Annotated in this window: 27 protein-coding genes and 1 tRNA gene; 10 read left to right on the top strand and 18 right to left on the bottom strand. The window is 56.8% G+C overall.

Features of this window, described 5'->3' with window-relative positions:
• On the bottom strand, positions 1-614 hold a 614-nt coding region (locus tag ABJH13_RS04320), incomplete at its 3' end, for a GNAT family N-acetyltransferase (protein WP_348404986.1).
• Between the two features lie 129 nt (positions 615-743).
• Positions 744-926 carry a DUF3553 domain-containing protein gene (locus ABJH13_RS04315; protein WP_348404985.1) on the bottom strand — a complete coding sequence of 61 codons (183 nt, stop codon included), beginning with the start codon at positions 924-926 and terminating at the stop codon, positions 744-746.
• Positions 927-954: 28 nt separating this feature from the next.
• On the opposite strand from ABJH13_RS04315, the gene ABJH13_RS04310 reads away from it, so the two are divergent.
• Entirely contained in the window at positions 955-1,551 is a 597-nt protein-coding gene (locus ABJH13_RS04310) for a histidine phosphotransferase family protein (RefSeq protein ID WP_348404984.1), read from the top strand.
• On the opposite strand, the gene ABJH13_RS04305 is transcribed toward ABJH13_RS04310, so the two are convergent.
• The 10 genes from ABJH13_RS04305 to ABJH13_RS04260 all read right to left on the bottom strand — a co-directional run bounded on the left by ABJH13_RS04305 (position 1,548) and on the right by ABJH13_RS04260 (position 9,532).
• Positions 1,548-2,813 (bottom strand): glutamate-5-semialdehyde dehydrogenase, encoded by a 1,266-nt coding sequence (locus tag ABJH13_RS04305; protein ID WP_348404983.1) that lies wholly within the window; start codon positions 2,811-2,813, stop codon positions 1,548-1,550. The two genes, ABJH13_RS04310 and ABJH13_RS04305, sit on opposite strands and share 4 nt — an antisense overlap.
• A 50-nt stretch (positions 2,814-2,863) precedes the next feature.
• On the bottom strand, positions 2,864-3,970 hold the full coding sequence (proB, locus tag ABJH13_RS04300; protein WP_348404982.1) for a glutamate 5-kinase: 1,107 nt from the start codon (positions 3,968-3,970) through the stop codon (positions 2,864-2,866).
• A complete protein-coding gene (obgE, locus tag ABJH13_RS04295; protein WP_348404981.1) occupies positions 3,958-4,992 on the bottom strand; it encodes a GTPase ObgE in 1,035 nt (344 codons plus the stop codon). Before obgE ends, proB begins: the two co-directional genes overlap by 13 nt.
• 35 nt (positions 4,993-5,027) lie before the next feature.
• Positions 5,028-5,564, bottom strand: a complete 537-nt coding sequence (locus ABJH13_RS04290; protein WP_348404987.1) for a GNAT family N-acetyltransferase — start codon at positions 5,562-5,564, stop codon at positions 5,028-5,030.
• 2 nt (positions 5,565-5,566) lie between these two features.
• The gene (locus tag ABJH13_RS04285) at positions 5,567-6,169 is read right to left on the bottom strand and encodes a LysE family transporter (protein ID WP_348404980.1); all 603 of its coding nucleotides are present in this window, start codon (positions 6,167-6,169) and stop codon (positions 5,567-5,569) included.
• Positions 6,166-6,669, bottom strand: coding sequence for a GNAT family N-acetyltransferase (locus ABJH13_RS04280; protein ID WP_348404979.1), 504 nt, complete (start codon positions 6,667-6,669; stop codon positions 6,166-6,168). The genes ABJH13_RS04285 and ABJH13_RS04280 overlap by 4 nt, the downstream gene beginning before the upstream one ends.
• A 95-nt stretch (positions 6,670-6,764) precedes the next feature.
• Positions 6,765-7,034 (bottom strand): 50S ribosomal protein L27, encoded by a 270-nt coding sequence (gene rpmA / locus ABJH13_RS04275; RefSeq protein WP_348404978.1) that lies wholly within the window; start codon positions 7,032-7,034, stop codon positions 6,765-6,767.
• A gap of 11 nt (positions 7,035-7,045) precedes the next feature.
• On the bottom strand, positions 7,046-7,693 hold the full coding sequence (locus ABJH13_RS04270) for a 50S ribosomal protein L21 (protein ID WP_348404977.1): 648 nt from the start codon (positions 7,691-7,693) through the stop codon (positions 7,046-7,048).
• Between the two features lie 189 nt (positions 7,694-7,882).
• Positions 7,883-8,689 (bottom strand): hypothetical protein, encoded by an 807-nt coding sequence (locus tag ABJH13_RS04265; protein ID WP_348404976.1) that lies wholly within the window; start codon positions 8,687-8,689, stop codon positions 7,883-7,885.
• Between the two features lie 3 nt (positions 8,690-8,692).
• On the bottom strand, positions 8,693-9,532 hold the full coding sequence (locus tag ABJH13_RS04260; RefSeq protein WP_348404975.1) for a DUF2059 domain-containing protein: 840 nt from the start codon (positions 9,530-9,532) through the stop codon (positions 8,693-8,695).
• A gap of 161 nt (positions 9,533-9,693) precedes the next feature.
• Between ABJH13_RS04260 and ABJH13_RS04255 the strand changes: the two genes are divergently transcribed.
• The 7 genes from ABJH13_RS04255 to ABJH13_RS04225 all read left to right on the top strand — a co-directional run bounded on the left by ABJH13_RS04255 (position 9,694) and on the right by ABJH13_RS04225 (position 18,260).
• Positions 9,694-9,783: transfer RNA gene (locus ABJH13_RS04255), tRNA-Ser, on the top strand.
• A gap of 283 nt (positions 9,784-10,066) precedes the next feature.
• Positions 10,067-11,284: an AGE family epimerase/isomerase gene (locus ABJH13_RS04250; protein WP_348404974.1), complete on the top strand. Its 1,218-nt coding sequence runs from the start codon at positions 10,067-10,069 to the stop codon at positions 11,282-11,284.
• Positions 11,285-11,494: 210 nt separating this feature from the next.
• On the top strand, positions 11,495-11,932 hold the full coding sequence (locus ABJH13_RS04245) for a universal stress protein (RefSeq protein ID WP_348404973.1): 438 nt from the start codon (positions 11,495-11,497) through the stop codon (positions 11,930-11,932).
• A 13-nt stretch (positions 11,933-11,945) separates the two neighbouring features.
• Positions 11,946-13,496, top strand: coding sequence for an alanine/glycine:cation symporter family protein (locus ABJH13_RS04240; protein ID WP_348404972.1), 1,551 nt, complete (start codon positions 11,946-11,948; stop codon positions 13,494-13,496).
• Positions 13,497-13,949: 453 nt separating this feature from the next.
• A complete protein-coding gene (locus ABJH13_RS04235) occupies positions 13,950-14,390 on the top strand; it encodes a hypothetical protein (protein WP_348404971.1) in 441 nt (146 codons plus the stop codon).
• Complete coding sequence (locus ABJH13_RS04230) at positions 14,387-17,035, top strand: AAA family ATPase (RefSeq protein WP_348404970.1); 2,649 nt, start codon at positions 14,387-14,389, stop codon at positions 17,033-17,035. Before ABJH13_RS04235 ends, ABJH13_RS04230 begins: the two co-directional genes overlap by 4 nt.
• Before the next feature lie 442 nt (positions 17,036-17,477).
• Positions 17,478-18,260 carry a hypothetical protein gene (locus ABJH13_RS04225; protein WP_348404969.1) on the top strand — a complete coding sequence of 261 codons (783 nt, stop codon included), beginning with the start codon at positions 17,478-17,480 and terminating at the stop codon, positions 18,258-18,260.
• Between the two features lie 6 nt (positions 18,261-18,266).
• Here the strand turns inward: ABJH13_RS04225 and ABJH13_RS04220 are convergent, their stop codons facing one another.
• The 4 genes from ABJH13_RS04220 to ABJH13_RS04205 all read right to left on the bottom strand — a co-directional run bounded on the left by ABJH13_RS04220 (position 18,267) and on the right by ABJH13_RS04205 (position 20,486).
• Positions 18,267-18,650, bottom strand: coding sequence for a hypothetical protein (locus ABJH13_RS04220; protein WP_348404968.1), 384 nt, complete (start codon positions 18,648-18,650; stop codon positions 18,267-18,269).
• 339 nt (positions 18,651-18,989) lie between these two features.
• Positions 18,990-19,607 (bottom strand): hypothetical protein, encoded by a 618-nt coding sequence (locus ABJH13_RS04215; RefSeq protein WP_348404967.1) that lies wholly within the window; start codon positions 19,605-19,607, stop codon positions 18,990-18,992.
• Positions 19,604-19,804, bottom strand: a complete 201-nt coding sequence (locus tag ABJH13_RS04210) for a hypothetical protein (protein ID WP_348404966.1) — start codon at positions 19,802-19,804, stop codon at positions 19,604-19,606. Before ABJH13_RS04210 ends, ABJH13_RS04215 begins: the two co-directional genes overlap by 4 nt.
• Positions 19,794-20,486: a DNA methyltransferase gene (locus tag ABJH13_RS04205; RefSeq protein ID WP_348404965.1), complete on the bottom strand. Its 693-nt coding sequence runs from the start codon at positions 20,484-20,486 to the stop codon at positions 19,794-19,796. Before ABJH13_RS04205 ends, ABJH13_RS04210 begins: the two co-directional genes overlap by 11 nt.
• A 425-nt stretch (positions 20,487-20,911) precedes the next feature.
• On the opposite strand from ABJH13_RS04205, the gene ABJH13_RS04200 reads away from it, so the two are divergent.
• Complete coding sequence (locus ABJH13_RS04200) at positions 20,912-21,646, top strand: hypothetical protein (RefSeq protein WP_348404964.1); 735 nt, start codon at positions 20,912-20,914, stop codon at positions 21,644-21,646.
• Positions 21,647-21,652: 6 nt separating this feature from the next.
• On the opposite strand, the gene ABJH13_RS04195 is transcribed toward ABJH13_RS04200, so the two are convergent.
• Positions 21,653-21,973 carry a hypothetical protein gene (locus ABJH13_RS04195; protein ID WP_348404963.1) on the bottom strand — a complete coding sequence of 107 codons (321 nt, stop codon included), beginning with the start codon at positions 21,971-21,973 and terminating at the stop codon, positions 21,653-21,655.
• Between the two features lie 182 nt (positions 21,974-22,155).
• Here ABJH13_RS04195 and ABJH13_RS04190 point away from each other — a divergent pair, with 182 nt between their 5' ends.
• Positions 22,156-22,755: a recombinase family protein gene (locus ABJH13_RS04190; protein WP_348404962.1), complete on the top strand. Its 600-nt coding sequence runs from the start codon at positions 22,156-22,158 to the stop codon at positions 22,753-22,755.
• 230 nt (positions 22,756-22,985) lie between these two features.
• Here the strand turns inward: ABJH13_RS04190 and ABJH13_RS04185 are convergent, their stop codons facing one another.
• Positions 22,986-25,484: a S8 family peptidase gene (locus tag ABJH13_RS04185; protein ID WP_348404961.1), complete on the bottom strand. Its 2,499-nt coding sequence runs from the start codon at positions 25,482-25,484 to the stop codon at positions 22,986-22,988.

Raw genomic sequence — 25,484 nt, 5'->3', positions numbered from 1 at the left:
GCAGGCACGCGCAACATGGCCGCGCGCGCATCCAGCGCTTCTTTGGCCACCAAATCCATGCGCTGAAACGCCGATGGCTGCGCGCGCACCCGAAGGTCGCTGGGCGCCAAGTGCCGGTGGTGTAGCAAAGACAACGCCTCTGAAATCGCCGCAATATCGGTGCCGTGAAAGCTGGCGACACCGAACAAAATCTCGATGTTATGGGTGGCGATGTAGCGCGACAAACCGCTCCACAGATGATACATCGCCATGCCGCCGCGATAGTCCTGATGCACGCAGGATCGGCCCAGTTCCAACAAACGCCTGCCTGACCCCTGCAGCACAGACAGGTCATATTCATCGGCCGAATAAAACTGCCCCGCAGCGCGCGCCTGATCTGATCGCATCAACCGGTACACACCAGCCACCCGATTTTGTGCATTATCCCACAACAACAGATGGTCAAAAAACGGGTCAAACCGGTCCTTTTCCAATCGGGCGCCGTGATCAACCAGCGCCCCACCACCGCCCAGTTCCTGGACAAACACCTCATACCGCAGCCGTTGCGCCGCCGTCAGGTCTTGGGAGGTTTGCGCAAGCCTAACCGAGAAGGAAGGTTCGGGTTGAGGGTCCATCGTGGCTTGGGCCTTCCGTCTTGGTGTGAAATCTGTCACTGTCTTAATAAAGGGACGCTCTGCGTGCAACGCAACAGCCCGTCAGAGTTTACAATCTCAACGTGTGCGTTAACCATTTGGCAAGGTTCTTCATTCATCAAATAAAGGGATTAAACCAACACGGGTGCTATCAATGACAACCTTACCTACGTCCCGAAAATTCACGGTGACGCGGGCACTTACGTTACTTTGCACTTGCCCAGTCCCCCAATCGGGCTGGCCTGGATGCCGGACACGCATACCGGGTGACAGGATCGCGTTTAAATCTTCCATATCAGCCTTTCCCCGCAGGAGACAGTAGATGGGCCACAGCACAGTTAACCTTGCCGCACTGATCGGCAGCCGCATCTGCCACGATTTGATATCGCCCATCGGTGCTATCAACAATGGGCTAGAATTGCTCGGCATGTCCGGCGGAACGCCCGGCCCCGAGATAGATCTGATACAGGAAAGCGTTGGTAATGCCAGCGCCCGCATCCGGTTTTTTCGCATCGCTTTTGGTGCCACCGGCGAACAGATGATGGGCCGCGCCGAGGTCACATCGATCCTTGATGACCTAATGGAAGGTGGGCGGCTGACCGTGGCATGGGGCCCCATTGACCCGCAACCACGCGAAGAAGTCCGCATGGTGTTTCTGGCCCTGCAATGTCTCGAAAATGCGATGCCATATGGCGGCCGCATCGAGGTTAGCCGCGAAGACGATCTTTGGCTGCTGCACGGTCAGGCCGACAAGCTCAATGTCGACGAGGCATTGTGGAACGTTCTAGCCACCCGCGACACACCCGATGACCTGCGACCGGCGCAGGTTCAGTTTGCCCTGCTGCCCGTCGTGGCCAATGATGGCGGACGGCGCGTCATCACAGAGATATCAGACACCTACGTGAAACTGCGCTTCTAAGAGCGCACAGTCCCCTGCCCTCTGACCAGATACTTAAAGCTGGTCAGTTGTGCAGCACCAACAGGCCCGCGGGCATGCATTTTGCCCGTGGCAATGCCAATCTCTGCACCCATGCCAAACTCGCCCCCATCCGCAAACTGGGTCGAGGCGTTGTGCATCAAAATCGCGGAATCAAGCTCGTTCATGAACCGTGCCGCCACATCGGGGTCTTCGGTCAACACACAATCCGTGTGGCTGGATCCAAAGCGGCGGATGTGATCGATCGCCCCATCCAAATCCGGGACCGTCCGCGCGGCAATGATCATATCGAGATATTCGCGCCCCCAATCGTCGCTTTGCGCGGGCACCGTGCCGTCGATCCGCGACAGGGTCGCATCGGTGCGCACTTCCACACCGGACGCGACCAGCGCGCTGATCACCCCGCGCCCAACCGTCCCGGCCAGATCTTCGTGGATCAGCAAGCATTCCGCGGCACCGCAAATTCCGGTCCGCCGGGTTTTGGCGTTTAACACAACCTTCAGCACGGTCTCAGGGTCTGCCGCCTTGTCGATATAGATGTGCACAATGCCTTCGAGATGCGCAAAAACCGGCACCCGCGCCTTGCTTTGCACCAACCCGACCAACCCCTTGCCTCCGCGCGGCACGATAACGTCAATCGTGTCCGTCATCGTCAGCATTTGAGCAACCGCTTCGCGATCACGTGTTGGTACCAGTTGAATGGCATCTTCCGGCAGCCCCGCATCGCGCAGCCCTTTGACGAGCGCCGCATGCAGCGCAGTGGAGGAATGAAAGCTCTCCGAGCCACCGCGCAAAATCACAGCGTTGCCCGCCTTCAGGCACAACGCACCCGCATCCGCCGTCACGTTGGGGCGGCTCTCGTAGATCACGCCAATGACGCCAAGCGGCGTGCGCACCCGTTGGATATGCAGACCGTTTGGTTGCGTCCAATCCGCGATCACCTCGCCGACAGGATCGGTTTGGTCTGCAATCGCGCGCAGCCCGTCGGTGACCCCGCGCAGACGGTCCTCATCTAGCGCAAGACGGTCCATCATCGCATCCGACAGCCCCTTTTGGCGGCCATACTCCAGATCTTTGACGTTGGCCTCCAGAATGGCGGCGCGGTCGGCCCAGACATGATCCGCAGCTGCAATCAGGGCTGCCTGTTTGCTTTCAGCGCTGGCCGCGGCCAAAACTGCGGCGGCTTGTTTTGCGCGCGCGCCAATATCGGCCATCAGCTGTTCGATTGACTCAAAATCTTTCATGGGTCGGACCTCTTGTCAGGACGCTACGGGGGATAAGAAAATAATGCGCATCATACTGCCATATCATCGCGGTGGATTAAAGCGGCCCGACCGGGATACCCCAGCAACCCTTCGATATCGCCGGACTGGCAGCCTTGGATCGTGCGTGCTTCGACAGCGGTATACCGGCTTAGCCCGTGGCCCAACACATGGCCGGTCGGGTCCGCAATTGCGATGGCATCGCCGCGCTGAAAGTTACCTGATACCGCGCGCACGCCCGCAGGCAGCAGGCTTTTGCCCGATTGCAACGCGGCCACTGCGCCTGCGTCTAACGTCACGGTTCCGCGCGGTTTGATCGCGGCGATCCACCCTTTTCGCGCGGTCTGCGGGTCCGTCTGGGCCGTGAACCACGTGGCAGGCGCGCCGTCTTGCAACTGGCGCAGCGGGTTCAACGGGGACCCTTCGGTGATCGCCATCGCACAGCCCGCAGCCGTCGCGGTTTTAGCCGCCATCAGTTTGGTTTTCATGCCGCCCTTGGACAATTGAGACCCGGCGTCACCGGCCATGGCTTCGATGTCGCTGGTGATCTGATCGATCACGTCAAACCGGCGCGCCTGCGGGTCATCGGCAGGATTGGCCGAATAAAACCCATCCACATCCGACAGCAAAATCAACTGATCCGCCCCCACGGTCACCGCAATTTGGGCCGCAAGGCGGTCGTTGTCGCCAAACCGTATTTCATCTGTGGCGATGGTGTCATTTTCATTCACAATCGGTACCACACCCAACGACAACAACTGTTCCAACGTCGCGCGACTGTTTAGGTACCGCCGTCGGTCGGTGCTGTCCTCAAGGGTGACAAGCACTTGCGCTGTGGTGATTTTATGCGGGGCCAGTACCTCTTCGTAGGCACGCGCCAACCGGATCTGCCCTACCGCCGCCGCCGCTTGCGATTGTTCCAACTGCAATTCAAGCGCGGGCAATCCCAGCACCTCGCGCCCCAGCGCGATGGACCCCGACGACACCAACACCACATCAACCTGCCGCGCCTTGAGCCACGCGATATCCGCCGCCAAAGACGCCAACCAATCGGCCCGCACCCGACCCGCATCGCGATCCACCAACAGCGCCGAGCCGATTTTGACAACGACCCGCCGGGCAGCCGTCAGGGACGCCACGGTTCTTCCTCCACCGCAGGTTTGTGACGCAGACGGTCGTCGTCAATCTGACCGCGCAAAGACCGCAAGACCTCTGTGACACCTTCGCGCGCGACCCCTGACATCATCATCACCGGGCCACCAACGGCGGCTTCTAATGCCTCGCGCGCCGCAACACGTTCCTCATCATCGAGCGCATCGATCTTGTTGAGCACCGTCACACGCGGCTTTTCCGCCAACCCACCGCCATAAGCGTCCAGTTCGGTGATAATGGTCTGGTAATCTTCGGCGACGGTGTCGGATGTGCCATCGATCAGGTGCAACAAGACCGCGCAGCGTTCCACATGCCCCAAAAACAGATCACCCAACCCGCGCCCATCTGATGCGCCCTCGATCAGGCCGGGGATGTCCGCCACCACAAATTCGGTATTATCGACCCCAACAACACCCAGATTGGGGTGCAGCGTTGTAAACGGATAATCCGCGATTTTCGGGCGCGCATTCGATGTGGCAGCCAAAAACGTCGATTTGCCCGCATTGGGCAACCCCAACAACCCCACATCCGCGATGAGTTTTAGCCGCAGCCACAGCGTCCGTTCGACCCCGTCTTGGCCGGGGTTGGCCCGGCGCGGGGCTTGGTTGGTCGCCGATTTGAAATGTAGGTTGCCAAAACCGCCGTTGCCGCCCCGTGCCAATTGCACGCGCTGGCCGACTTCGGTCAGATCGGTGATCACGGTTTCTTGGTCTTCGTCCAAGATTTCCGTGCCCACGGGCACCCGAAGAATGATGTCATCCCCATCGGCACCGGTACGCTGGCGCCCCATGCCTGGAATGCCGTTTTTGGCGAAGAAATGCTGCTGATAGCGGAAATCGATCAACGTATTCAGGCCTTCGACCGCTTCGGCCCAGACCGACCCACCGGTGCCACCGTCGCCCCCATCAGGGCCACCGTATTCGATGTATTTCTCGCGCCGGAAGCTGACACAGCCACCGCCCCCCGCACCAGAACGGATATAGACTTTACATAGATCTAGAAATTTCATGGGGGCTTCCTAGCGCGCGGCGTACGCGGCCTCAATCACAGTTTTCGTAAATAAGTCCAGGTGGGCACGGTGGTATCACGCGCCAGACTGAAACTTTCGGCATCGCCAAGGTATTCGAACCCGCAATGGGTCAACACCCGCGCCGAAGCCGGGTTATCTTGAAATACGCTGGCAAACATTGTCTTGTTTTTCAAAGGATTGGCCTCGACCAGCGCCTGTACGGCGTCAGATGCCAGGCCTGTGTTCCAATCTGGCGGCGCGACCCAATAGCCCACTTCGGATTGATCACGATCCAGCCGGGTCAATGAAATAACGCCCATGAGTTCTGTTCCGTCAGACAATGTGCCATCCATCGCCCAGACGTCTTCGTCGCGGTCATCGGCCAAAGCACGGGTCACAAAGGCTTCGGTCATGCCGGGGGGGATTGGGTGCGGAATAGACGTGGTCATCCGCGCCAAGCGCCTGTCACCACCATATAATTCGATCAACCCCATGTCCGATTTGCGCAAGGGGCGCAAAACAAACCGGTCGGTTTCCACAGTGGGTTGTACTGCGATCTTTCCCATTTCCATCGTCATATCCCTCCTCCGAACAGTACGAACAACACCGATGCGACGGTCAGCGTCGCGAGTGTCCACATTAGATAAGGTTCAAGAGCCCTCCCTGCCACCGTGCGCGCGATCGCCTCACCCGCAAGTGTCCAAAGCGGATGTAGCACCATCTGGCAGCCCAGCATCACAGCCGCTATCGTCGCGGTTGCCTCAAGGGTCGGCGTGCCCGGGCCAACAAACGCGGTGAACCCGCCGATGATCATTGCCCAGGCTTTGGGGTTCACCGGATGCACCATCAGCCCCGCGACAAAACCGGGGGCATCGCTGACCTGTGCCGCGGCCCCCAACCGTATATGGGCGACCCGCCAAGCCAGCCACATAATATACGCCGCCGAGACGTATTTCAGGGTCTCGAACAGCCAAGGGGCGTCATTGGCCAATTGCATCAGGCCAAACCCCATTGGCCAAATCACCAATTGTTTGCTTAGGATAACACCACCCAGAAACGGCAGCGTCGCCCGGACGCCGTGGCGTGCAGCGGCGCTCATTAATGCCATGCCCGCAGGCCCCGGCGTGCCGATCTGCGAGGCGGCGAACACGACCAAACTGGTGACAGCGACGCTCATGTTGCACCCTGCCATGCGGCATGGGTTAGCTCGACTTTTTGCACTGTCACGGCTGTTTGTGTGGCCTGGCATTGGGCCAAATCGATCTGCGTGGGGACAAACCCCAGTTTCGACAAAACGCGTGCAGAGGCCTGATTACCCAACATATAACCTGATCGCAGAGCCGCCTGTGACCTGCCGAAATGGTGCGCAACAACCGCTGTTGCGGCTTCAAACGCGTATCCCAACCCCCAATGCGGCTGCCCCAACCAATACCCCAGCTCTGCACCGATCGTGCAGCCTCCGATCAGGCCGTCGTTTTCCGACGTGACCGCAAACACCATGTCTTGATCTGCATGTCGGGCGAAAAAAGCACGGGCGTTGTCTGGCGTATAAGGGTGCGGCACGCTTGTTAACCAGCGAGACACCGACACGTCGCCAATCAACGCAGCCACACGCCCAGCATCCGCGTCCCGAAAGGGGCGCAGCACGAGCCGTCTGGTCTGGATGCATTCTGACATCGTCTGGGCCTAACACGGAAATGTAGCATAAATATAAAAAGGGGACCGGCGGTGTCGCCGATCCCCCTGAATGTGTCATGTCCTTGGGAAAGGGCTTATTCAGCGGCCTCCGCCGCCGGGAGAACCGAAATAAACGTACGGTTTTTAAGACCCTTATGGAACGTCACAGCGCCGTCAACAGTTGCAAAGATCGTGTGATCTTTGCCCATGCCAACACCGGCCGCTGGCCAAAACTTGGTCCCGCGCTGACGCACGATGATGTTTCCGGGGATGACGGCTTCGCCACCGTATTTTTTCACACCAAGACGGCGACCCGCTGAGTCGCGGCCGTTACGGGATGAACCACCTGCTTTTTTATGTGCCATTTGGTCTCTCCTTAGCCTTTAGCCAGTTCTTTGGCCTGTTCGATCCAGCCTTCACGCTCGATCCGGCCTTTGAATGACAGTTTCTCGTCCATATCAGCAACGTCCGCGTCGGTCCATGCTGCGATCTGTGCAAAGGTGGTCACGCCGCCTTCGATCAGTTTTTTCTCAAGCGCCGGGCCGACACCAGATAGCTTTTTCAAGTCGTCCGCGCCAGCGTCAGCCTTTGGGGCTGCTGCTTTTGGAGCGGCTTTCTTGGGGGCCGCTTTCTTAGGAGCCGCCGCTTCAACCGCTTTGGAAGACACAGACCCTGCGCCCATTGCGGCTTTGACACCCGATTTATCCGCGCCCGAGGCGAGAATATCGGTGACCTTGATCAAAGTCAGCTTTTGACGGTGACCCTTGGTGCGCTTGGAGGAGTGTTTCCGACGGCGCTTGACGAAGTTGATAACTTTCTCGCCTTTGACCTGATCCACGACCTCGGCCTGAACGCCCGCGTCTTTGACGAAAGGTGCGCCAACGACAGTCTCGTCGCCACCCAGCATCAGAATTTCATTGAATTGCACGGTTTCACCCGCATCGGCAGCCAGTTTTTCAACACGCAGCGTATCGCCGGATTGAACCTTGTACTGCTTGCCGCCAGTCTTGAGGACTGCAAACATCGCGTTTCCTTCGTATTCTTCGCGTCCTGCGGCCCCCGACAGGCGGGTGTTTTGGCCAAACGGCCACCTCGGACAGCGCACCCCAATCAGGGTGTTGTGCTAAAGACAACAAGGCCCGGCAGTCCGGACCTCATTCATGAAGCTGCGCAATGCACCAGCGCGCCAGTTATGTCAAGCCTCAACCCCGTATCAGATATCATTGCCACGGGCATTCATCGCGACCGCGCGCCCCAGCCCGTAGGCAATATCCGCAAACACGGTTTCGTACCCGGCAAACAGGGCCGCATTCAGCGCGCGACCTGCAGGCGATTGCGCAAACTCCACATATGCCGCGTGGTCGGCGTGGTCCAGCGGTTGCTGCGCCAGTAGAAAATACCCGTGCAACCAACGCTCAGAGCTGGCCCGCACGGTGTCTTCAGAGGCCCAGACATCGTTCAGTATCTCGGGCTCGGACATCTGCACCAACCCGCCATCCACCAACCCGCGCGAAAACTGGTAACTGGTGCTCATGGTCAGCGCCACGTTTAGCTCCAGCAGGTCGTTCACGGCAATAAACCTGTTCACAAGCTGCACCGCGGGGTCGTCACCCGGAAGGTTGGCAAAGGCCTCTGCTGCGGCGTCTTCCACGGCCCCATCCATCATGGCGGCGCGGGCGGCCGCCTCTAGGTCGGTGATGCGCGCGCCCCGGAAACTGTCGAAGAATTGCAAGGTCACGTCCAAGGCGCCATCCGACATGCCACCTTTGAGCGCATGATAAAAGGCGTCCTCAATCGGGCCTGCGTCGTAAAGGCGCGACACCTGCTCGTGCCAAAAAGCACCACCCTGTCCGCTTAACATATCCGCATTCAGGGCCTCGGCATCGGCGAGCCCCTCGGCACGCAACGCGGCAACCAGATCAGGCACACGCAATGCATCCATCAACACCGTCACACGCGCGTCAGCCCAAGCCACGGGCGCCATCATACACATGGCCAAGCCCAGCACGAAACCACGCATTTGCTATAGATCCTGACTGGGGCGCAGCCGGCCCATCCGGTCGGCGATGGCTTCATACCGGTTGGCCATGATCTCAAACTGAACCGCATTCATCAATTGGTAGACCTCTTGCATCTTGGGGTGCTCCAGCGCATCCGCATAGGCCGTCACATCGTCATCCGAAAACGCCTGATACGTAAAGGCCGCGCTCGATAGGGCGCTGATCTGGATGCTGCGACGCAGATCGCCCTCTTGGGATTTGAACCTTTCTCGCAGATCACCCTCTTCCATCTGTAACTCAATCACCCCCGCTGCCGCGGCTGCCATCAAAAACCTGACCTGAACCTCTTGAATGGCGCGGATCGCCGCATCTTGTGAACCTGTGGCACTATTCAGCCGCTTGAGTTCTTCCAAACGCGGCGATCCGATCTGCACCAACCCCGCGACAATCGCCGCACCGCCTTCGTCCTTAAGCGCATCGTCTTCTTCGAGGTGCGATGCGTTTTCTGAGGCCACCAACCGCTGCCCCAAATCCGACGCATAAAAATCGACCGCATGCACCAAAACATCATCGTCCAACGTTTGCGATAAAATATCCAACGCCATCGCGTGCATTTGTTCAGTGTCAAACACATCCTCAACCAGCCGCGTCCACTCAGAGCCGAAATCGTCAGCCTGCAACCCAATCATGCTGGGTGCGGTTTCTGCCGATAGTTTGATACTGTCCAAGGCCACATCAAACCCGGTCACTTCCAAAAACGCGTCGAGCCGGTCCAGATCCGTTGCGCGCACAGGTCCCACCGCCGCAAGCATCACCAGCGTTGCGATCACACATCCCGCACAGTATTTCATGAAAGCGGCCATAGGGGTCTCCTTGTTTCTGCGCCGAACCATTCGTCCTAGGTGCATAGGTTAGGGTTTTTGGGTTACGGGGCAATGAAATTTCTCGTGTGATACCGCAAGAGGCCATTCGCCTCTTGTCAGGGCGCCCAAAGCCGACTAAACGCGCCCCACCAGACCCCCGCGGAGAGGTGCCGGAGTGGTCGAACGGGGCGGTCTCGAAAACCGTTGAGCCTTCACGGGTTCCCAGGGTTCGAATCCCTGTCTCTCCGCCATTTTTTCTAAATCAGGGATATCGTCTTCCGATCTGCAAGGCCAATATACGCCCATGATATACCGGCTTGTCCCTCCCATCAAAACACAGTGTCCTCTATTGTCGATAGCTGTTGCCTATGATGTTGCGCGGGCGTCTGTATTCGGGCGTGAAAACACGCCAAACCACATCTAGCATACGGCCCGAACGGGCGCGACGGGCCCGGATTTAGCCTAGCCCAGCGGTGTCGTTCTGTGTATCGCTCGCGCCAGCTACAAACAGCCTGAAACGAGTGAAATCCTGTGATGACCCCCAACACCGCCGCGCAACCGCTTTTGACACACCAACCGCATGACGGCGCGGAGGCGAGCGATTGGGTCGCTTGGTATTGGTCCGATTTGTTGCCCGCGTGGGTCGAACGTGCCCGTGACCCCGATGGTCCGGGGTATTTCGATCTGCTCGACGAGACCGGCCAACCGGATCTCGCCCGCAAATCAGTGCTGGCGCAAGCGCGGCTGTTGTTTACCTTTTCGCACCTTGCGCTCTTGTCGGGCAACCCTGCGCATCTTGCGGCGGCAGCCGTTGCACACGACGCGCTTGCGGCTTTTCGCAAACCTTCGGGCTTATACCGGCGCTGCGTGACCCAAAGCGGCCAACCCACCGGCAACGCCGAAGATGATTACGCGACCAGCTATGATCAGAGCTTTATTATCTTGGGGTTGTCCACCTGGGGCAAACTGCACCCATCCGAACAGACAGACCCGGCACTAGAGGCCATCTGGTGCGCGATTGAAACGACCTTGATCGACCCTGCCACCGGTCTTTTGCTGGAACATGACAGCCTGGATGACCCCGCAGACAACGCGGCCCCTGCGCGGGCGCAAAACCCGCATATGCATCTTTATGAAGCCACCCTTCAGGCGTTTGAAATGACCCAAAACGCAGTGTGGTTGGAACGTGCCAAAACCATGCGCGCGAAAGGTCTGGAATTTTTCTTTGACACCGACAGCGGCACCATCACCGAATTTATCGCCCCTGATTTGTCCATCTTGCCCGGACGCGCGGGGCAGCGCCGCGAGATCGGCCACCAATGCGAATGGGCGTGGTTGTTGCTGCGTGAAGTCGACCTTGGCGGTAACCCGGATATGGCGGCAGTTGCGGCGCGCTTGTTAGCATTTGCCGATGATCACGGCTTTGCGCAGGGGGGCGTGATGCAGGGCCTTGCCTTTGATGCAGTATCGGCAGACGCAGATTGGCGCGAGGACCGGTTTTTGCTGTGGCCCCAGACCGAAGCGCTGAAAACATATGCGGTTCGGGCCACTGACAAGATCCATGCGGACAATGCGCGCCGGCTGACGCTGTCGATGTTTCGCCACTATTTTGCGGACCGGACGGCCTTTGTGAACCATCTTGACGACACCGGCGCGGTTTTGTGGCCCGACGCGCTAAGCCGTCTTCACTATCATGTGGTGCTGGCTTTGACCGAAGGCGCGCGTGCAGGGCTTTGGGCGACCCCCACCTAAGGCTGCGGTTTGCAAAACATCCCGGTATGGCGCGGCCTTTTGCGTAAATACCGAAAGCCCCCCGCAAGCCTGCTGCGGGATCAAAAAACCGTCATTGTTCTTCCTTAACGCAATATTTCAAAACAGCGGACGAATTAATCATTTGCTAAATACACCTTAACGTTGAAAATGGTCCCATAAGAACACGACACAAAACCAAGGGGACAAGAAATGACAACTAAATTGGTGATTGGCCTGGATGGGGCGGGATCGGGAGATCGCGCACTAGACTTTGCCAGCGACCTCGCGACGCGTCTGGAAAACTGCGAGTTATTGGTGGCCTATGTCATCGAATGGTCGCCCTTTTCGTTCCAAACGGCCGAAGAAAACGCCGAACGGCACAAACGCCGCGAAGAAGAGATCTCGACCGCGCTGGAGCGTATCGTGACCCCTGCCGTCGACGCCTTAACGCAAAAAGGCATGGCGGCGCGCGGTGTTGTGCGCCACGGCGATGTGGCCCAAACGCTCAACGCTATTTGCGAAAAAGAAGGCGGGCACCAGATCATCGTGTGCCGGTCATCCGAGGGCGGCATCACCAAACGTATATTTGGCAGCTCAACGGCCAATCTTGTGATGAGCGCAACTGTACCGGTCACGGTCATTGGATAAGGGGATGGACACTATGAAATTGATAAAAACAGGCGCCATCGCGGCGACGGCCATGGGCGCCGCACTGCCCGCATATGCACAAGAGGCACTAACGCTCGACCAACGGGTAAACGCGGTGTTTGCGGATTTTACGGGCCCCTTCGTGAGCCTGATTTTCGCCCCCCTGCCCGGCACCAGCTTCCCGTGGATCGTGTTGTGGTTGGTTGTGGCCGCGTCGATCTTTACGATCTATTTCTCGGTGGTGCAGCTGCGCTACTTTGGCCATGCGATTTCTTTGGTCAAAGGGGATTATTCTGACCCTGACGACGCCGGCGAAGTCAGCCATTTCCAAGCCTTGGCCACCGCGCTGTCGGGCACGGTTGGTTTGGGTAACATTGCCGGTGTGGCCGTTGCGGTTGGCATCGGTGGTCCGGGCGCTACGTTCTGGATGATCTTGGCGGGCCTGCTGGGCATGGCGTCCAAGTTCACCGAATGTACGCTGGGCGTGAAATATCGCAATGAATACCCCGACGGCACCGTCTCTGGTGGCCCGATGTACTATATGAAAAAAGGGTTTCAAGAGCGCGGGCTGCCTGGTGGTGGTCTTTTGGCGATCTTGTTCTCGATCTTCTGTATTCTGGGCGCTCTGGGCGGTGGGAACATGTTCCAAGCCAACCAAGCACATGCGCAGATCACGCAAATCACGGGCGATTACCCTGGCTGGATCACGGGCATTATCTTTGCCGCTGTGGTGTTTGCCGTTATCGTCGGTGGGATCAAATCCATCGCGAAAGTGACCGAAAAGATCGTGCCGTTCATGGGTATCTTGTACGTCGGTGCGGCGTTGATCATTCTGATCGTCAACTATGACCAAATCGGTTGGGCCTTTGGTCAGATCTTTGCCGGTGCGTTTACCGGTTTGGGTGTTGCGGGCGGCTTTGTCGGCGCGTTGATCCAAGGCTTCAAACGGGCGGCGTTTTCCAACGAAGCGGGCGTTGGCTCTGCGGCCATCGCGCACTCTGCTGTGCGGACCAAAGAACCCATCACCGAAGGGTTTGTATCCCTGTTGGAACCGCTGATCGATACGGTCGTGATCTGCACCATGACGGCGCTTGTGATCACCATTTCCGGCCAGTTGATCTTCGACGAAGCAACGGGTCTTTACGTGCTGAACGAAGCAGGTTCGGCCATTGCGACCGTGGGCGGTACAGGCGGCGTTGCACTGACATCGGCAGCCTTCGGCAGCTCGATCAGCTGGTTCCCGTTTGTGCTGGCAATCGCGGTTGTGCTCTTTGCCTTCTCGACGATGATCTCGTGGTCGTACTACGGGCTCAAGGCATGGACGTACCTATTTGGGGAAGGCAAAGCCTCTGAACTGACGTTCAAGGTGATCTTCTGCATCTTTATCGTGATCGGCGCCGCGGCCAGCCTAGGCCCAGTGATCGACTTCTCAGATGCGGCGATCTTTGCGATGGCAGTGGTGAATATCACCGCACTGTACTTCCTGATGTCAATCGTGCGCGAAGAACTGAAGTCGTATACGGCACGTCTGAAGTCTGGCGAAATCAAGAAGTTCGCCCACTAAACACGACCCCAAGGCGGCGCCTGTCGCCTTGGGACCTCACTGGCGGCAGGCGTATCCTGCGCAATAGACTGCACCCGGTCGCAGCCCATTCCCTGAAAAAATCCGATTGCCAACCTCGCGCCCAACCCGACCGCGCGTGGTGTTGCCGGAAACAGGATATTATAGGCCCCGTACAACACCGCCAAAATTAGGGACAGACCCCCAATACCAAAACAACTGTTCAAGATGTCGGCGGATGACGGCCCCAAAGGCCGTTTATGGTGCACCGGAGGGGAACAACCTAGAACCATCTGAGTGCGTCCGTGTCCTTGAAGAATTAGAGAACTGGAGTGAGGTTCTCAAGGCTGAGCCGGACGTTATTCACAGGCTAGCCGCTTTTGCCGATGCCGCGTCAGCTGATGCGGATGGGCATAAATCCTCGCCTCCTGCGACTGATCTGCCGGGGCTTGAACCATGAGCGCTGGTGTCGGCACCAAGGCCGGACAGGCAACGGCGGGTTTCAATGACGTTGCCGCTGCCGTTGTAACGACAGACAAACGTCGTGATCGCTCTCCGCTCACATTGCGGCTTACGGCGGAGGAACGGAAGAGGTTAGAAGAACTGGCGGCGGGCATGACCTTGAGTGCCTATGTGCGCGCTTGTGTGTTCGGCGCTGAGGCAGCGAAGCGCAAGCGGCGGCCCAAGGATGCGGTTGAGGACAAGAAGGCGGCAGCGGAGGCATTGGCTTTGCTGGGACAATCGCGGATGGCGAGCAATCTCAACCAGCTTGCCTATCATGCCAATGTTGGCGCGTTGATCGTTGGCGAACAGGAAAAGGAGGATATTGCAGAAGCCAATGCCCATTTGCTGGCTATTCGCACATTGCTTGTCAAAGCTTTGGGCAAATCACGATGATCCTTGAGGGCAATGCACGCGGCTACGGTGCTGAACTGGCGCGGCATTTGTTGAACATGCGCGACAATGATCATGTGCAGGTGCATCTGCTCGACGGGTTTCTCGCCGATGATCTCGCGGGCGCATTTGAGGAAACCGAGGCAATCAGTCAGGCCACCCAATGTAAGAAATATCTGTTCTCGCTATCGCTCAATCCGCCACCGGACGCATCTGTGTCCGTCGAAGCCTTTGAGGACGCCATTGCCAAAGCCGAGACGGCGCTGGGATTGACGGGGCAACCCAAAGCCGTGGTGTTCCACGAAAAGAATGGGCGGCGGCATGCCCATGCGGTCTATTCGCGCATTGATGGCGACCAGATGAAGGCGATCCAATTGCCGCATTTCAAGCGCAAGCTGATGGCGGTGTCGCGCGAGCTGTATCTGGAGCATAGCTGGGACATGCCGCGCGGGTTTGACGATAGACAGCAGCGTGACCCAAATCGCTTTACCCACGCCGAGGCCGGGCAAGCCAAACGGGCCAAGCGGAATACCGTCGCGCTCAAGAAAATGTTTCGGGCGTGCTGGGATGGCGCAGACAATCAGCAGGCCTTTGCAGCAGCACTTGCCGATCAGGGATATGCCCTCGCCCGGGGAAATCGACGCGGGCTGGTGGCGGTCGATGCCGATGGCAAGGTCTGGTCACTATCGCGGTGGTGTGGCGTCAGGCCAAGGGCACTGGCGCAGAAGATCACCAACATTGAGAAATTGCCTGCGGTGGATGCGGCGCAGGCGTTGGCACAGACATTGCCTGCGCAGGCTCCCCCACCTCAAACCGATGTAAAAACCAAAGCGCTTGCCGCATTGGTCGCGCAGCAACGTGCCGAACGGGCCGACCTTGTTTCACAGCAAAGGCTGGATGAAGCCGCGCGGCTGGCGCAAAGGCCCAAAGGGTTGCGGCTTGCTTTCATGAAGATGACCGGGCGTTTTGATGCTTATGTCGACCGTTGTGCGCGGCAGGCGGCTGCGACGCAGGCAGCGGCGCGACGGGCACAACAGGATTTGATTGATCGCCACCTTGCCGAGCGCCGGGCACTCATGCCCGCACCCGCTCGTACGCCCTCGCAACACCGCCTGGAGATCAAGGCCGAGCCATCAGGGCTGACAAGAGAGCGTTTGATCGCCAAGCCAACGCTGATTTTGGACGCGCTGTCCAAAACGCGTGCGGGTTTTACGCGGACGGACACGTTGCGGGCGCTGTCGCGCTGGATCGACGATCCGCAAACCCTGAGCCAAATTGTGGACGGCGCATTAAAGTCACCTGAGGCTGTTCGGCTGTCGAGCGACAAGCAACCCCTCTATACGACGCGCGACTATCAAAAAGCCGAGACGGAACTGCATCAATCGGCTGCGACACTCAGCACAAGCAAGACGTCTCCGGTAACGTCATCACACATTAGCTCGGCTCTGGCAGCCAAGAACCGAGACATGCGCCGTGCCTTTGGCGGCGCGCTGAGTGCAGAGCAAGAGGCCGCTATTCGTCATGTGACCGGGCCAGAACGGCTCGCCAATGTGGTTGGTCTGGCGGGGGCTGGCAAAAGCACCATGCTGGAAACCGCCGCCGATGCTTGGCGCAAACAAGGCGTCACCGTTCACGGCGCAGCCCTCGCGGGCAAAGCAGCGGATGGATTGCAGGAGGCCTCTGGCATTCAAAGCCGCACGCTCGCGTCTTTGGAATTGTCATGGGAGAACGGACACGCCCCGATCAAGGCGGGCGACGTGCTGGTGATTGATGAGGCAGGCATGATCTGCACGCGGCAAATGGCGCGGATCACGTCCAGGATCAACGATATCGGAGCCAAACTGGTGCTGGTCGGCGATCCCGAACAATTGCAACCGATTGAGGCAGGGACGCCGTTCAGGGACGTCACGCAAGCGCGTGGTGCTGCAAAACTGACCGAAGTGCGGCGTCAAACGCAAGACTGGCAGCGCACAGCGACACAGGACCTAGCGCAGGGCGATACGGCAAAAGCTGTTGAGACCTACCGACAGGCAGGCGCGGTTTCCGAACATCTCAAACAGGATGAAGCGATTGAAGCGCTGGCAGAACGGTTCGCCATGGATGCGCTTTCAGACGATGCAAGCGGTCGCCTCGCTCTCGCGCATAAACGGCGCGATGTGCATGCCCTGAACCAAGCAATCCGCACCGCCCTACGGGATGAGGAGCAGCAAGCGGGCGACGTCCTGCTGCAAACCGAAACAGGCAAACGCGCCTTTGGTGCAGAAGATCGGATCGTCTTCATGCGCAATGACAAAGAGCTTGGGGTGAAAAACGGCATGCTTGGCACTGTGGCCAAAGCCGCTGACGGCAAAATTTCCGTCACGCTGGACGGAGAGGATGAATCCACCATCACATTCGACCCGCGCAGCTACCGCCACTTCGACCATGGCTATGCGGTGACCATCCACAAGTCCCAAGGGGCAACAGTCGATCAAGCCTATGTCCTTGGCTCACGATCCATGGACAAACACCTCGCCTATGTCGCACTGACGCGGCATCGCGAAGGTGTGCAGCTCTTCGTCAGCAGCGAAGATCGCCCCAAATGGACGCATCACAGGCAACAAACGCCGCAGCGAAACCGGACCCGTGATGGGCCGTCACTGGGATAGCCTGCGTCATGTTACAATAGTGATGATGCAACAGAAGCCGACTTTCGCTGCCTGTCAGATGAACTCACAGGTCGCGGGCAGTGCCGCTGTTCGGAGTAGCCAAGCAGATGGCCGCAGCCAGCCCAAAGCGGAAGCACTGCCGTTGACACGCTTCCGCAATAGATGACCTTCGTCCTTGAATTGTAAACTGGTAAGTTACGTGGCCTTCGGTCATTCGCCGTGGATCAACCAGTGTCTGCTGTCACTTGTTCAATAATTTGTCCGGCAACTGCTAAATCTTAGTGATGTGCAAAATTTTAAGTTACTGAATTAATTGGAATTTTTTTGATAGTCAATCCACCCAGAATATCACATAAAATAGGTATTCTGTTAAACCGCTGCAACACAAGCAGATTTTTGATTAACTTGAACTAGTTATAACATATAAACTTAAGGTATGCGGATGTTACCAAAGTACATTAAAATCTGCGGCCTTCTTGTATTGACAGCCTGTTCAACAGGTTCAGTGGCACCAAAAGAAATCGACATTCAAACTGGACGGATCAATCCAACTTTTCAGAAGGCTTACTTCAAAAACGCACCCCGTTCTTGTGTTGAAACGATAACAAATAATAGTCGATTGTTAGCCCCTACGATCAACACTATTTTCCTTCTACAAACAGACATCATGTCTCCATCACAAGTACCCTTAGGAGGGATTGCAGAAACAGTTTTCCAAGGTAGCGCCAGAGTTAATATTGAAAACTATGCGAGATACATAATAGAGTTGAGCGGAGGGCTGCGGGAAGATTCTTTGCAATTGTTAGACAAACTCAATCGCTTGGAAGCACGCTGCGAAACCGATTCATATCTTAATACTAAAGAAGATGTCGAGTTGCTTCGAAAATGGCCCGCAGGTACTAACTACCCAACTACCTTTGGCACTTTCGTTTCGAGAGACGCCGAACTCCAACGGAGTTTACGATTAATGCAAAGCAGTGCATCAAAAACTTCATGGGCCGAAAGTTTTTATAGCGACGTACGTCATCAGATAATGGTTCTATTACCGTCGAACGGAGGAACTTCGAATAGGAATGTGCCATCCCCAAAAATAGTTCGTCCAGAGGATATCCCCTCACAGCCCAATGCTCCAGATTTGACCGATTCAGAAAAGAGTATGACCGCTGATTTAAGAAAGTATCGTGAATTGTGTCTGTTCCGACCGTTTGAAGAGTGTGTTTTGTAAAATTGATCACCCATCACATGATTTCTGTGCCGGGGAATAATGACTCTTTAGCGTTCTGGTATTCTGCGCTGCCGCTTGAAGCCACATCTGACCCCTGAATTTTTCGTCCTTTCCGAACTGACCGTCACAATGTAGCTTAGACAACGCTGCCGCAGCCTGCCCACCTATTCTTGTGTTGCATTGAGCCGCTGCCTCAAGGTTTCGGCGGACGATTGAAAGGTTCGCCTCGCCCTTTTCCATTTCCTTGAAACCTATTGTAGCCGCATCGCCACATGACCGCACTTTGTCTTCCAGAAAATCGCGAACGTTGGCTGCGGGTTCGACGAACACCACGGTTCCTAAAACTCCAAATATCATCCCTACGATACCGCTTACAATATGACTACTCATCATCCTCCTCAGGTGGTATATCAGCTATCTATCTCTATTAATCCCTACGGGCTCTCAGCACAATAGACTGGTCTACTACCCGACACAATTATCTGTTCTGTTGAGTGTTTTGCCCCAAATTTCGTCAAGGCGGACTTTCGTGCAACATACAGCATTCGTCATATTGAGCTCCTGACATGCCGATCTTGACCCTTGGAATGGGCTCTGCCCCAGCATTCGCCGTATATTCCACCAATGGCTGCAATGCATTACTGCCGTCATTCCTTCCCATCAGGTCGCCAATGACCTGATAGAAACGCGGAGCAGACCATATGGTCTGTCCGCTTTTTTTTGGGAGCATTATTTCGACCATTTAGGATCAATCTGCACCAGTTTCCCGCGCAATTCCGTATCGACATAAACCTCAATCACCCGCCGCACAAAACCTGCTGTATCCATGCCGCGCTCTGGCGTTACGGTCACGCCTAAGAAACTGCGGTAGCCTGTTTCGCTGAGGAATGGTTTGTCTCGAAGCGCGGCACGGGCTGCGAATCCCAAAAACGGCATAGCTGTTGCGCCAATGCCGAACATGCCGCCCATGTCGATGCGGGCGGTCATGCCTGCGGCTTCTATCTCAAAGTAGCCGCTTTGCCCCCAGAGCGGCACTTCGCCGTTCGGCGCACGCGCCAGCGTATCCAACCGACACCCCGGTGCATCGTCTCCCGCCAGAATGCCGGGTTTGCCTCCGTTGAGCTTCGTTGCCAGTAAATGTGCGTCATTCCTGATCGCAAGGGCGCCGTCAAAATCCGTTGCCAACATAGCGGCGTGATGCTCGTTGATCTGGTTGCGATGGAACACCAGCGCGTCTTCCCACGTATCGGGCAAATGCGCGGTTTCACGGGCAAAGATGCGGGCAGCGTTGTCTGCCGCCGCATCCTGCAAGAGGACATCAAATCCGAGCTGATCTTGTTTGCTCATATCACCTCTCCTGTGATGGAGATTATTCGCATGTTTTCAATGCTCTGCCCTCGTTCGCTGCAAAACCGTTGAAGTTCTATTTGAGCCTCGGCTTGTGTCGCGAACTCGACAGGATGCGACACGCCGCCCGCGTCAATATCGGTCCATGTATTCGCCCAACCATCGACGAATGAAAATGTTTGAATGCTATAAGTCATTGTAATTCCTTTCTTCCAATTCTCTAAGCGACTTGCTCTGCTTGGAATCGACTAACGCCCGCAAGACGCGCCTGCGCGGTGCGCACATGTGCCGCGTCAATGTCGATGCCGAGATACGCCCGCCCGTCAATGCCGCCGCAACGGATGTGCTGCCCGACCCGCTGAATAGGTCACACACCAGATCGCCTTGCTTGGAAAAACACCGAATAAGCGGCGCAAGAATATCCACGGCCTTTTCTGTCGGGTGGCTGCGATTGCCCGAATAGACCCAATCCATGACGCTTGGCAGCGGATGCGCGGGCTTGGCGGGGTTGCCCTTGGCCAAGACATACGCGCTTTCATGACGGTATTCGGTAAAGCCCTTGCGGGAGGCATATTGTTTTTGCCAAATGATCTGGCTGACGATGCGAAGCCCTGCGGCCTCCCAAGCGGCGGTGAATTGCGGCAAGGCTGACCAGCCCGCAAAACACACCGCGTAGCTGTCGCGCTTCATCGCCCGCGCCATCGGGGCGAAAACGGGCATCACACCGCCCGCGTTGTCATCGTTTTGCAAACTGCGGCCCGTGCGGTCGCGGTAGTTCACCAAATACGGCGGATCGGTCACCACAAGGTCAATGCTGCCCTCTGGGAGTTGTTCTAACACTTTGGCGGAATCGCCCTCAATAATCTGATTCATCTGCATTTTTTCGTCCTTTCATGGGATCGGGGTTGCGCATGCAACCCTTGGCCCTCGCCGAGAGCGGGGGTGCAAACGGCGCGGAAAATCGGCGAAAGGATCTCTTCGTCATTGGGGGAACCGCTTGCGGGGGAACCGACGACGAAAGATGCTGTTCGATCTATTTTATGCGAAGTGCGCCCGGGGCAGCGCCCCAAGCCCATGACGCAGCCCGCTGCGGCACCTGTAAAGATGCGAGGCGGCAGCCGACCGCGCAAAGGACCGACGCCGCATGGCCGAAACCACCAAGGGAAACGGGTGGGTTTGGTTCACGAGGGCCTGATCCGCGCCAGCGGATGCGCCCACACTTGTCTCATACCGTCGTACCTAAATTTGCGAGATTACAGTCAAATATGATAAACTATTGGCATTACTCGAAATTATGGAGACGCATGGAAACCGAGCTGACAGATAAAGATAAGGCCAAGATCGCAGACGCCCGCTGGCGCGAGGATACAGATGATTTCCAAAACGCCATTGCCGGGCGTGATACGGGACGTCAAATGCGCTTTGGCGGCCAGACCCGCGATGCAGAAAACGCGGAGCGCAAGAAGAGCGAACGCGCATATCAAGATGCGCTGGACCGCCTGCTGCAAGACCCCGCGTATCGGGCGCTTTACGAAGAACTCGGCACCCGTCTGTCAGAGGCAGAACGCAACGCCGATCAAACCATCGCGGCGATTGAGACCGCCCTGGAGGCCGTCGAAGACGAAATTGCTGACATGGAAACGAACGCCGCCAAAGGACCGGACGGCGCGCCTGTGTTCCGCACCGCTGACGGACGCGTTGTGAACGCCGATGGCGAAGAGCTACCGCCAGAGATTGCCGAAGGCATTCAGTGGCCACCCAATGCCCCAAGCGCGGAGGATTACTTTGACGCCAAAGGCCGCCACGACGCGTTGATTACCAGCCTCGATGATTGGCGCAAATACCGCAACGACACGTTGGGCGGCATCAGGGATCGCCATGAAGATCGTGGCAATCCAATGACCAAAGACGAAATCGGAGATGCGTTGGAAGAGATCGACTCTGCGCGCCCCGATACCGTTGCTCTTGAAGCGTCGACAGTGTCAGCCGAGGCGGAAATCACCGTCGGCCCTGTTGCGTTCCCCACCATCGGCGGCTGATGCGCCTTAGTTGAACGTACCGCATTCATTTTCCAATAGGATCACCAAGACGGAGCTTGGGTGAAAATCTTGGTACTCTCCGATTGTCTGCACCACCTGATCAAATGCAGCGTCCGACATACCAGTTCCATCAAAGAAAGCGCCCGCGATGCATGCGTTCATGTCCGGCTTGATCCGGGATGCAATCGTTGATGCCATCACCAGCTGAGCGCTGATGTAGCCGCGTTGATCGGCATTTGACCAAGTCAGAAACGTCTTACCCGTAAACTCTTGCGCCGCTGAAACCTGTGGACAGACCAGCGCCGCCGCAAGTGCGATCTTCCGCATCCCACCCCAAAATGTTCCAATCAAAACCGAAGGTTATTGACTATGGAGGATATGTGAAACGCGACAAAAAGCAAGCCACGCGAAACGCTGGGAAATCAAAGGCTCGGGATGCGAGCGACAAGAATGGAGAGACGAAATGGCGAGATGTCAAAAACCTTCCTTTTTGCCAGCGAGAAACGCCCATGGAGCTTTGGCCACAGCCACTTTCTCAGACCAAAGGCGCGAGCCTGCTGGGGTACGCGCGCGTCTCAACCGACGACCAACGGCTCGACATGCAGTTCGACGCGCTGACCCGCGCCGCCTGCACACAGGTCTACTATGATCACGGCGTGTCGGGCGCAAAAGCTGCACGCCCCGGCCTAGACGAACTGTTGGACGCCCTACAAGCGGGCGACACATTGGTGGTCTACAAGATGGACCGCCTCGGGCGATCCGTACTTCATCTCGCCGATCTGCTGACCCGGTTAGACAAAGACGGCGTCCACTTTTGCTCGCTCACCGAAGGCATCAACACCGCCACCCCGGGCGGCAAGCTGGTCTTCCACATCTTCGCCGCCATAGCCGAATTCCACCGCGATCTCATCCGCGAAAACACCCGTAACGGGCTGGCAGCGGCGCGCACACGTGGGGCAAGGCTGGGACGTCCGCCGAAGCTGAGTGTTGAGGATGTCGTAGAGGCCCACCGCCTGTTACACCAAGAAGGGTGGTCAGTTGCGAGCCTGCTGGAACGGTTCGAAGTTTCCGAGAGCACCTTGCTGCGCGGGCTTAGACGCTTGGTTTGAGATAAATTGTCGTAGTATTGTGTCTTCAAAACGCGGACCAAATATTCGTCTACCGCCTCAGCGAAAGGTATCAGGGCGGTGTCCTGATATTTGCCGCAGAGCCATTTTTTAGATTGCACCGTCAATAGAGAGACATTCGATTAGTGATGGGGCTGTAGTCCGCATAGCAAACGCCCGGGAGCGCGGTATCGAGCGTTTGCGAATAAGGAATCTTGGGGAAATGGTCAGTCCTAAAATCCGATTTCGACGTCCGTGCCCACAGTGATAGTTGGCGAAATGATAGCAGAGATATCGGTGTGGAGTGTCACGCTCTGATCTTGGGTTTTGATCGACACGACCAAGGCATAACGCGTCTTTTTGTTGCAGACTTTCGCATCAGCGCGGCCGCGCCACCATCCGCCGACCGGCTTGATACAAAGCACATCCCGCGTTAGCAAATGCGCAGCCGGGCCCGACCATTCATCACTGTGCAAAGAACCACAGGAAATCGAGTCTGGCCCAAACCGCCAATTACCGTCATCGCTCCCCGATGGCGGCTTATCGAAACGGTCTGCACGTTCAGCGACGTTCACCCGCTTTTTGAAATTAGTCAGAGTTTCGTTTCGCCGTTTGAGATCAAAGCGAAGACCGAAAGACTGATACCTGTACGCATCTAAAGTTGAGAGTGCGCCAGGGTTAGGTTCCACAAAATACGACAAAGTGATCTTCAACTTAACTTCTTTGTCACCCAACAGTTCAAGTGCCGCAGCTGGCCAAGGAAGATCATAGTAATGGCAATCCTTGAAGCTTCTTCCCCCGGAAGATGTATATGGCTGGATCTCACTTTGCGCGACTAGCGCGAGATGGTTCTCGGCCGATGCAGCCGCACGTTCAAAAGTTGGCACGCCATAGCCGAAGTGACGTAATAATGCGGCGGCATCCGTCTTCCCAAGTGGGTCGAGCACACGGCGCATTTTATCTGTCCATTCAGCGCCATGCACCAAAAGTCCACGAATGGTTTCCGGCCAATAATCAGGATGGCGCTCCATCAACCGTGCTGCAAGACGCGAGGCTTCTGCAGTTGCCGCACTGGTCGCGCGAAAAGCTGTCAGTGGTTTGCGGCCAACATCGGGCCCCGAAGTCAGGACAGACAGAGAATTTGTGTCAACGGCAGTCAGCTCCATCGGATCAACAGCGCGGTTGCCAGCTTCCATGACAATGTCAGGCTTGTAGGGGCTACGACCTTTCGTCCAAAGGGTCGAAGACCTTGTGTAAGGGCTGAGTTCACCCGCATCAGACATCGGTTTGTAGTCCGCAAGCTCAGGCTCTTGAATGTCGATCTTATCTGTATAGCCACCCACAACCAGCGCGTTCCAGGCCTGTGCTGGATCCTCGATGGCAAGTGTGTCAACGGGTTTGACATCCCGCATCATAATAGGGTTCGGTGCGTTTCCCGCTGAAATGACGAAAAGCCTTCTGGGAGCCTGCTCCCCACCAATCGTTACACCAGCGGCCTCTTGATCAATGGCTGCACTCCAAGTAGTTGGTTGAATGCCTGAAACACCGTCATTCGTCACCGCCATGCAGAATACACGCCGCCGATCTGGATGGTTGGCTTCCGCAATGCTTACTGCTGATTTTGTAACAGATCCATAAAACCGCTCTTCGGTTGCTGCGACACCAGACGGTGGTAAAATCTTGATGGACTCTAAACGGTGACGCAGTTCGTAGGGAATAGATGACCCAAGGCGAAATGTGAGATCACCATGTAGGGCCAACCCAGCCATCTGTGTTCCGTGACCCGGGAAAGGGCCGCTATCGTCAACGCCCCATGACCTTACAACAGCATCCTGTTCGTTTGCCGCAAGTGCGGGTTCAATAAGGTTGTGAGCCCGGTTCACACCACTATCAAGCAGACATACACTTGGTGCGTCTGAGACAGGCCACTGCACCCGACTTGCGAGATCGTCCGTCCACACAACCTGCTCATCGTCGTCCAGAGTATCAAGAAAGAAAGTCGGATTATCAGTTGCCCGTCGCAGCTCCATAATCGCAAATCGTCCAAACAGCATGATCTCAATCATCGTGCGGTTGGCATAAACAGGAATTACCACATGCTCCGGGAATTGCAGGCGCTGATCCACAGCCGCACAGCGCGCATCTAACTGTTCAGCAAGTTGTTCCAGCTCGGCTTCCGCGCTCTTAACGCACCAAACCTCCCACCACATCCAATGTGTTGGATCATCCGGGAGCGCAGCAGGGTCGTCGGTCCAGAACGTTTCAAGACGCGCTTGGCGAAAACTCTCAATCGGATCGACAAAGCTCTTCTGAGGCGGATTGCTTGTGTCTTCTGCTAAAGGCCCAGTGTGATATTCTTCTAAAACATGCGCCAAAACTGCGCGTGCTTCGTCTGGAACGAAGAGGCCAACAACTTTATTTTCAGCGGCGTCTAGTTGGGCAGCCAGCGGTCTTATACCAGATGTTTTACGCTCAAGTTTATCGGCAACACCGCCGCGTTTGAGTTCCACTTCGAGGAATGCGCCCTTGACCGGTTCGATGCGTGGGTCAATCGGTCGACTATCGTCAAAACCCCTGAGAGCTGTTGCCAAATCGCCGCGCAACTTACCGCCGTGGACCGTTCGATCGCGCGGTTGCTGCTGTCCAGGGAAACGATCGTTGGAAGCCTTGTAATCGTTCCGCGATCTACGACTAATAATGTCGATATGCTCTAAATTATATCTTGAAACCAT

The organism is Roseobacter sp., assembly GCF_039970775.1.
In the GTDB taxonomy this organism is placed as follows: domain Bacteria; phylum Pseudomonadota; class Alphaproteobacteria; order Rhodobacterales; family Rhodobacteraceae; genus Roseobacter.
This window is presented reverse-complemented; position numbering and strand designations above follow the sequence as displayed.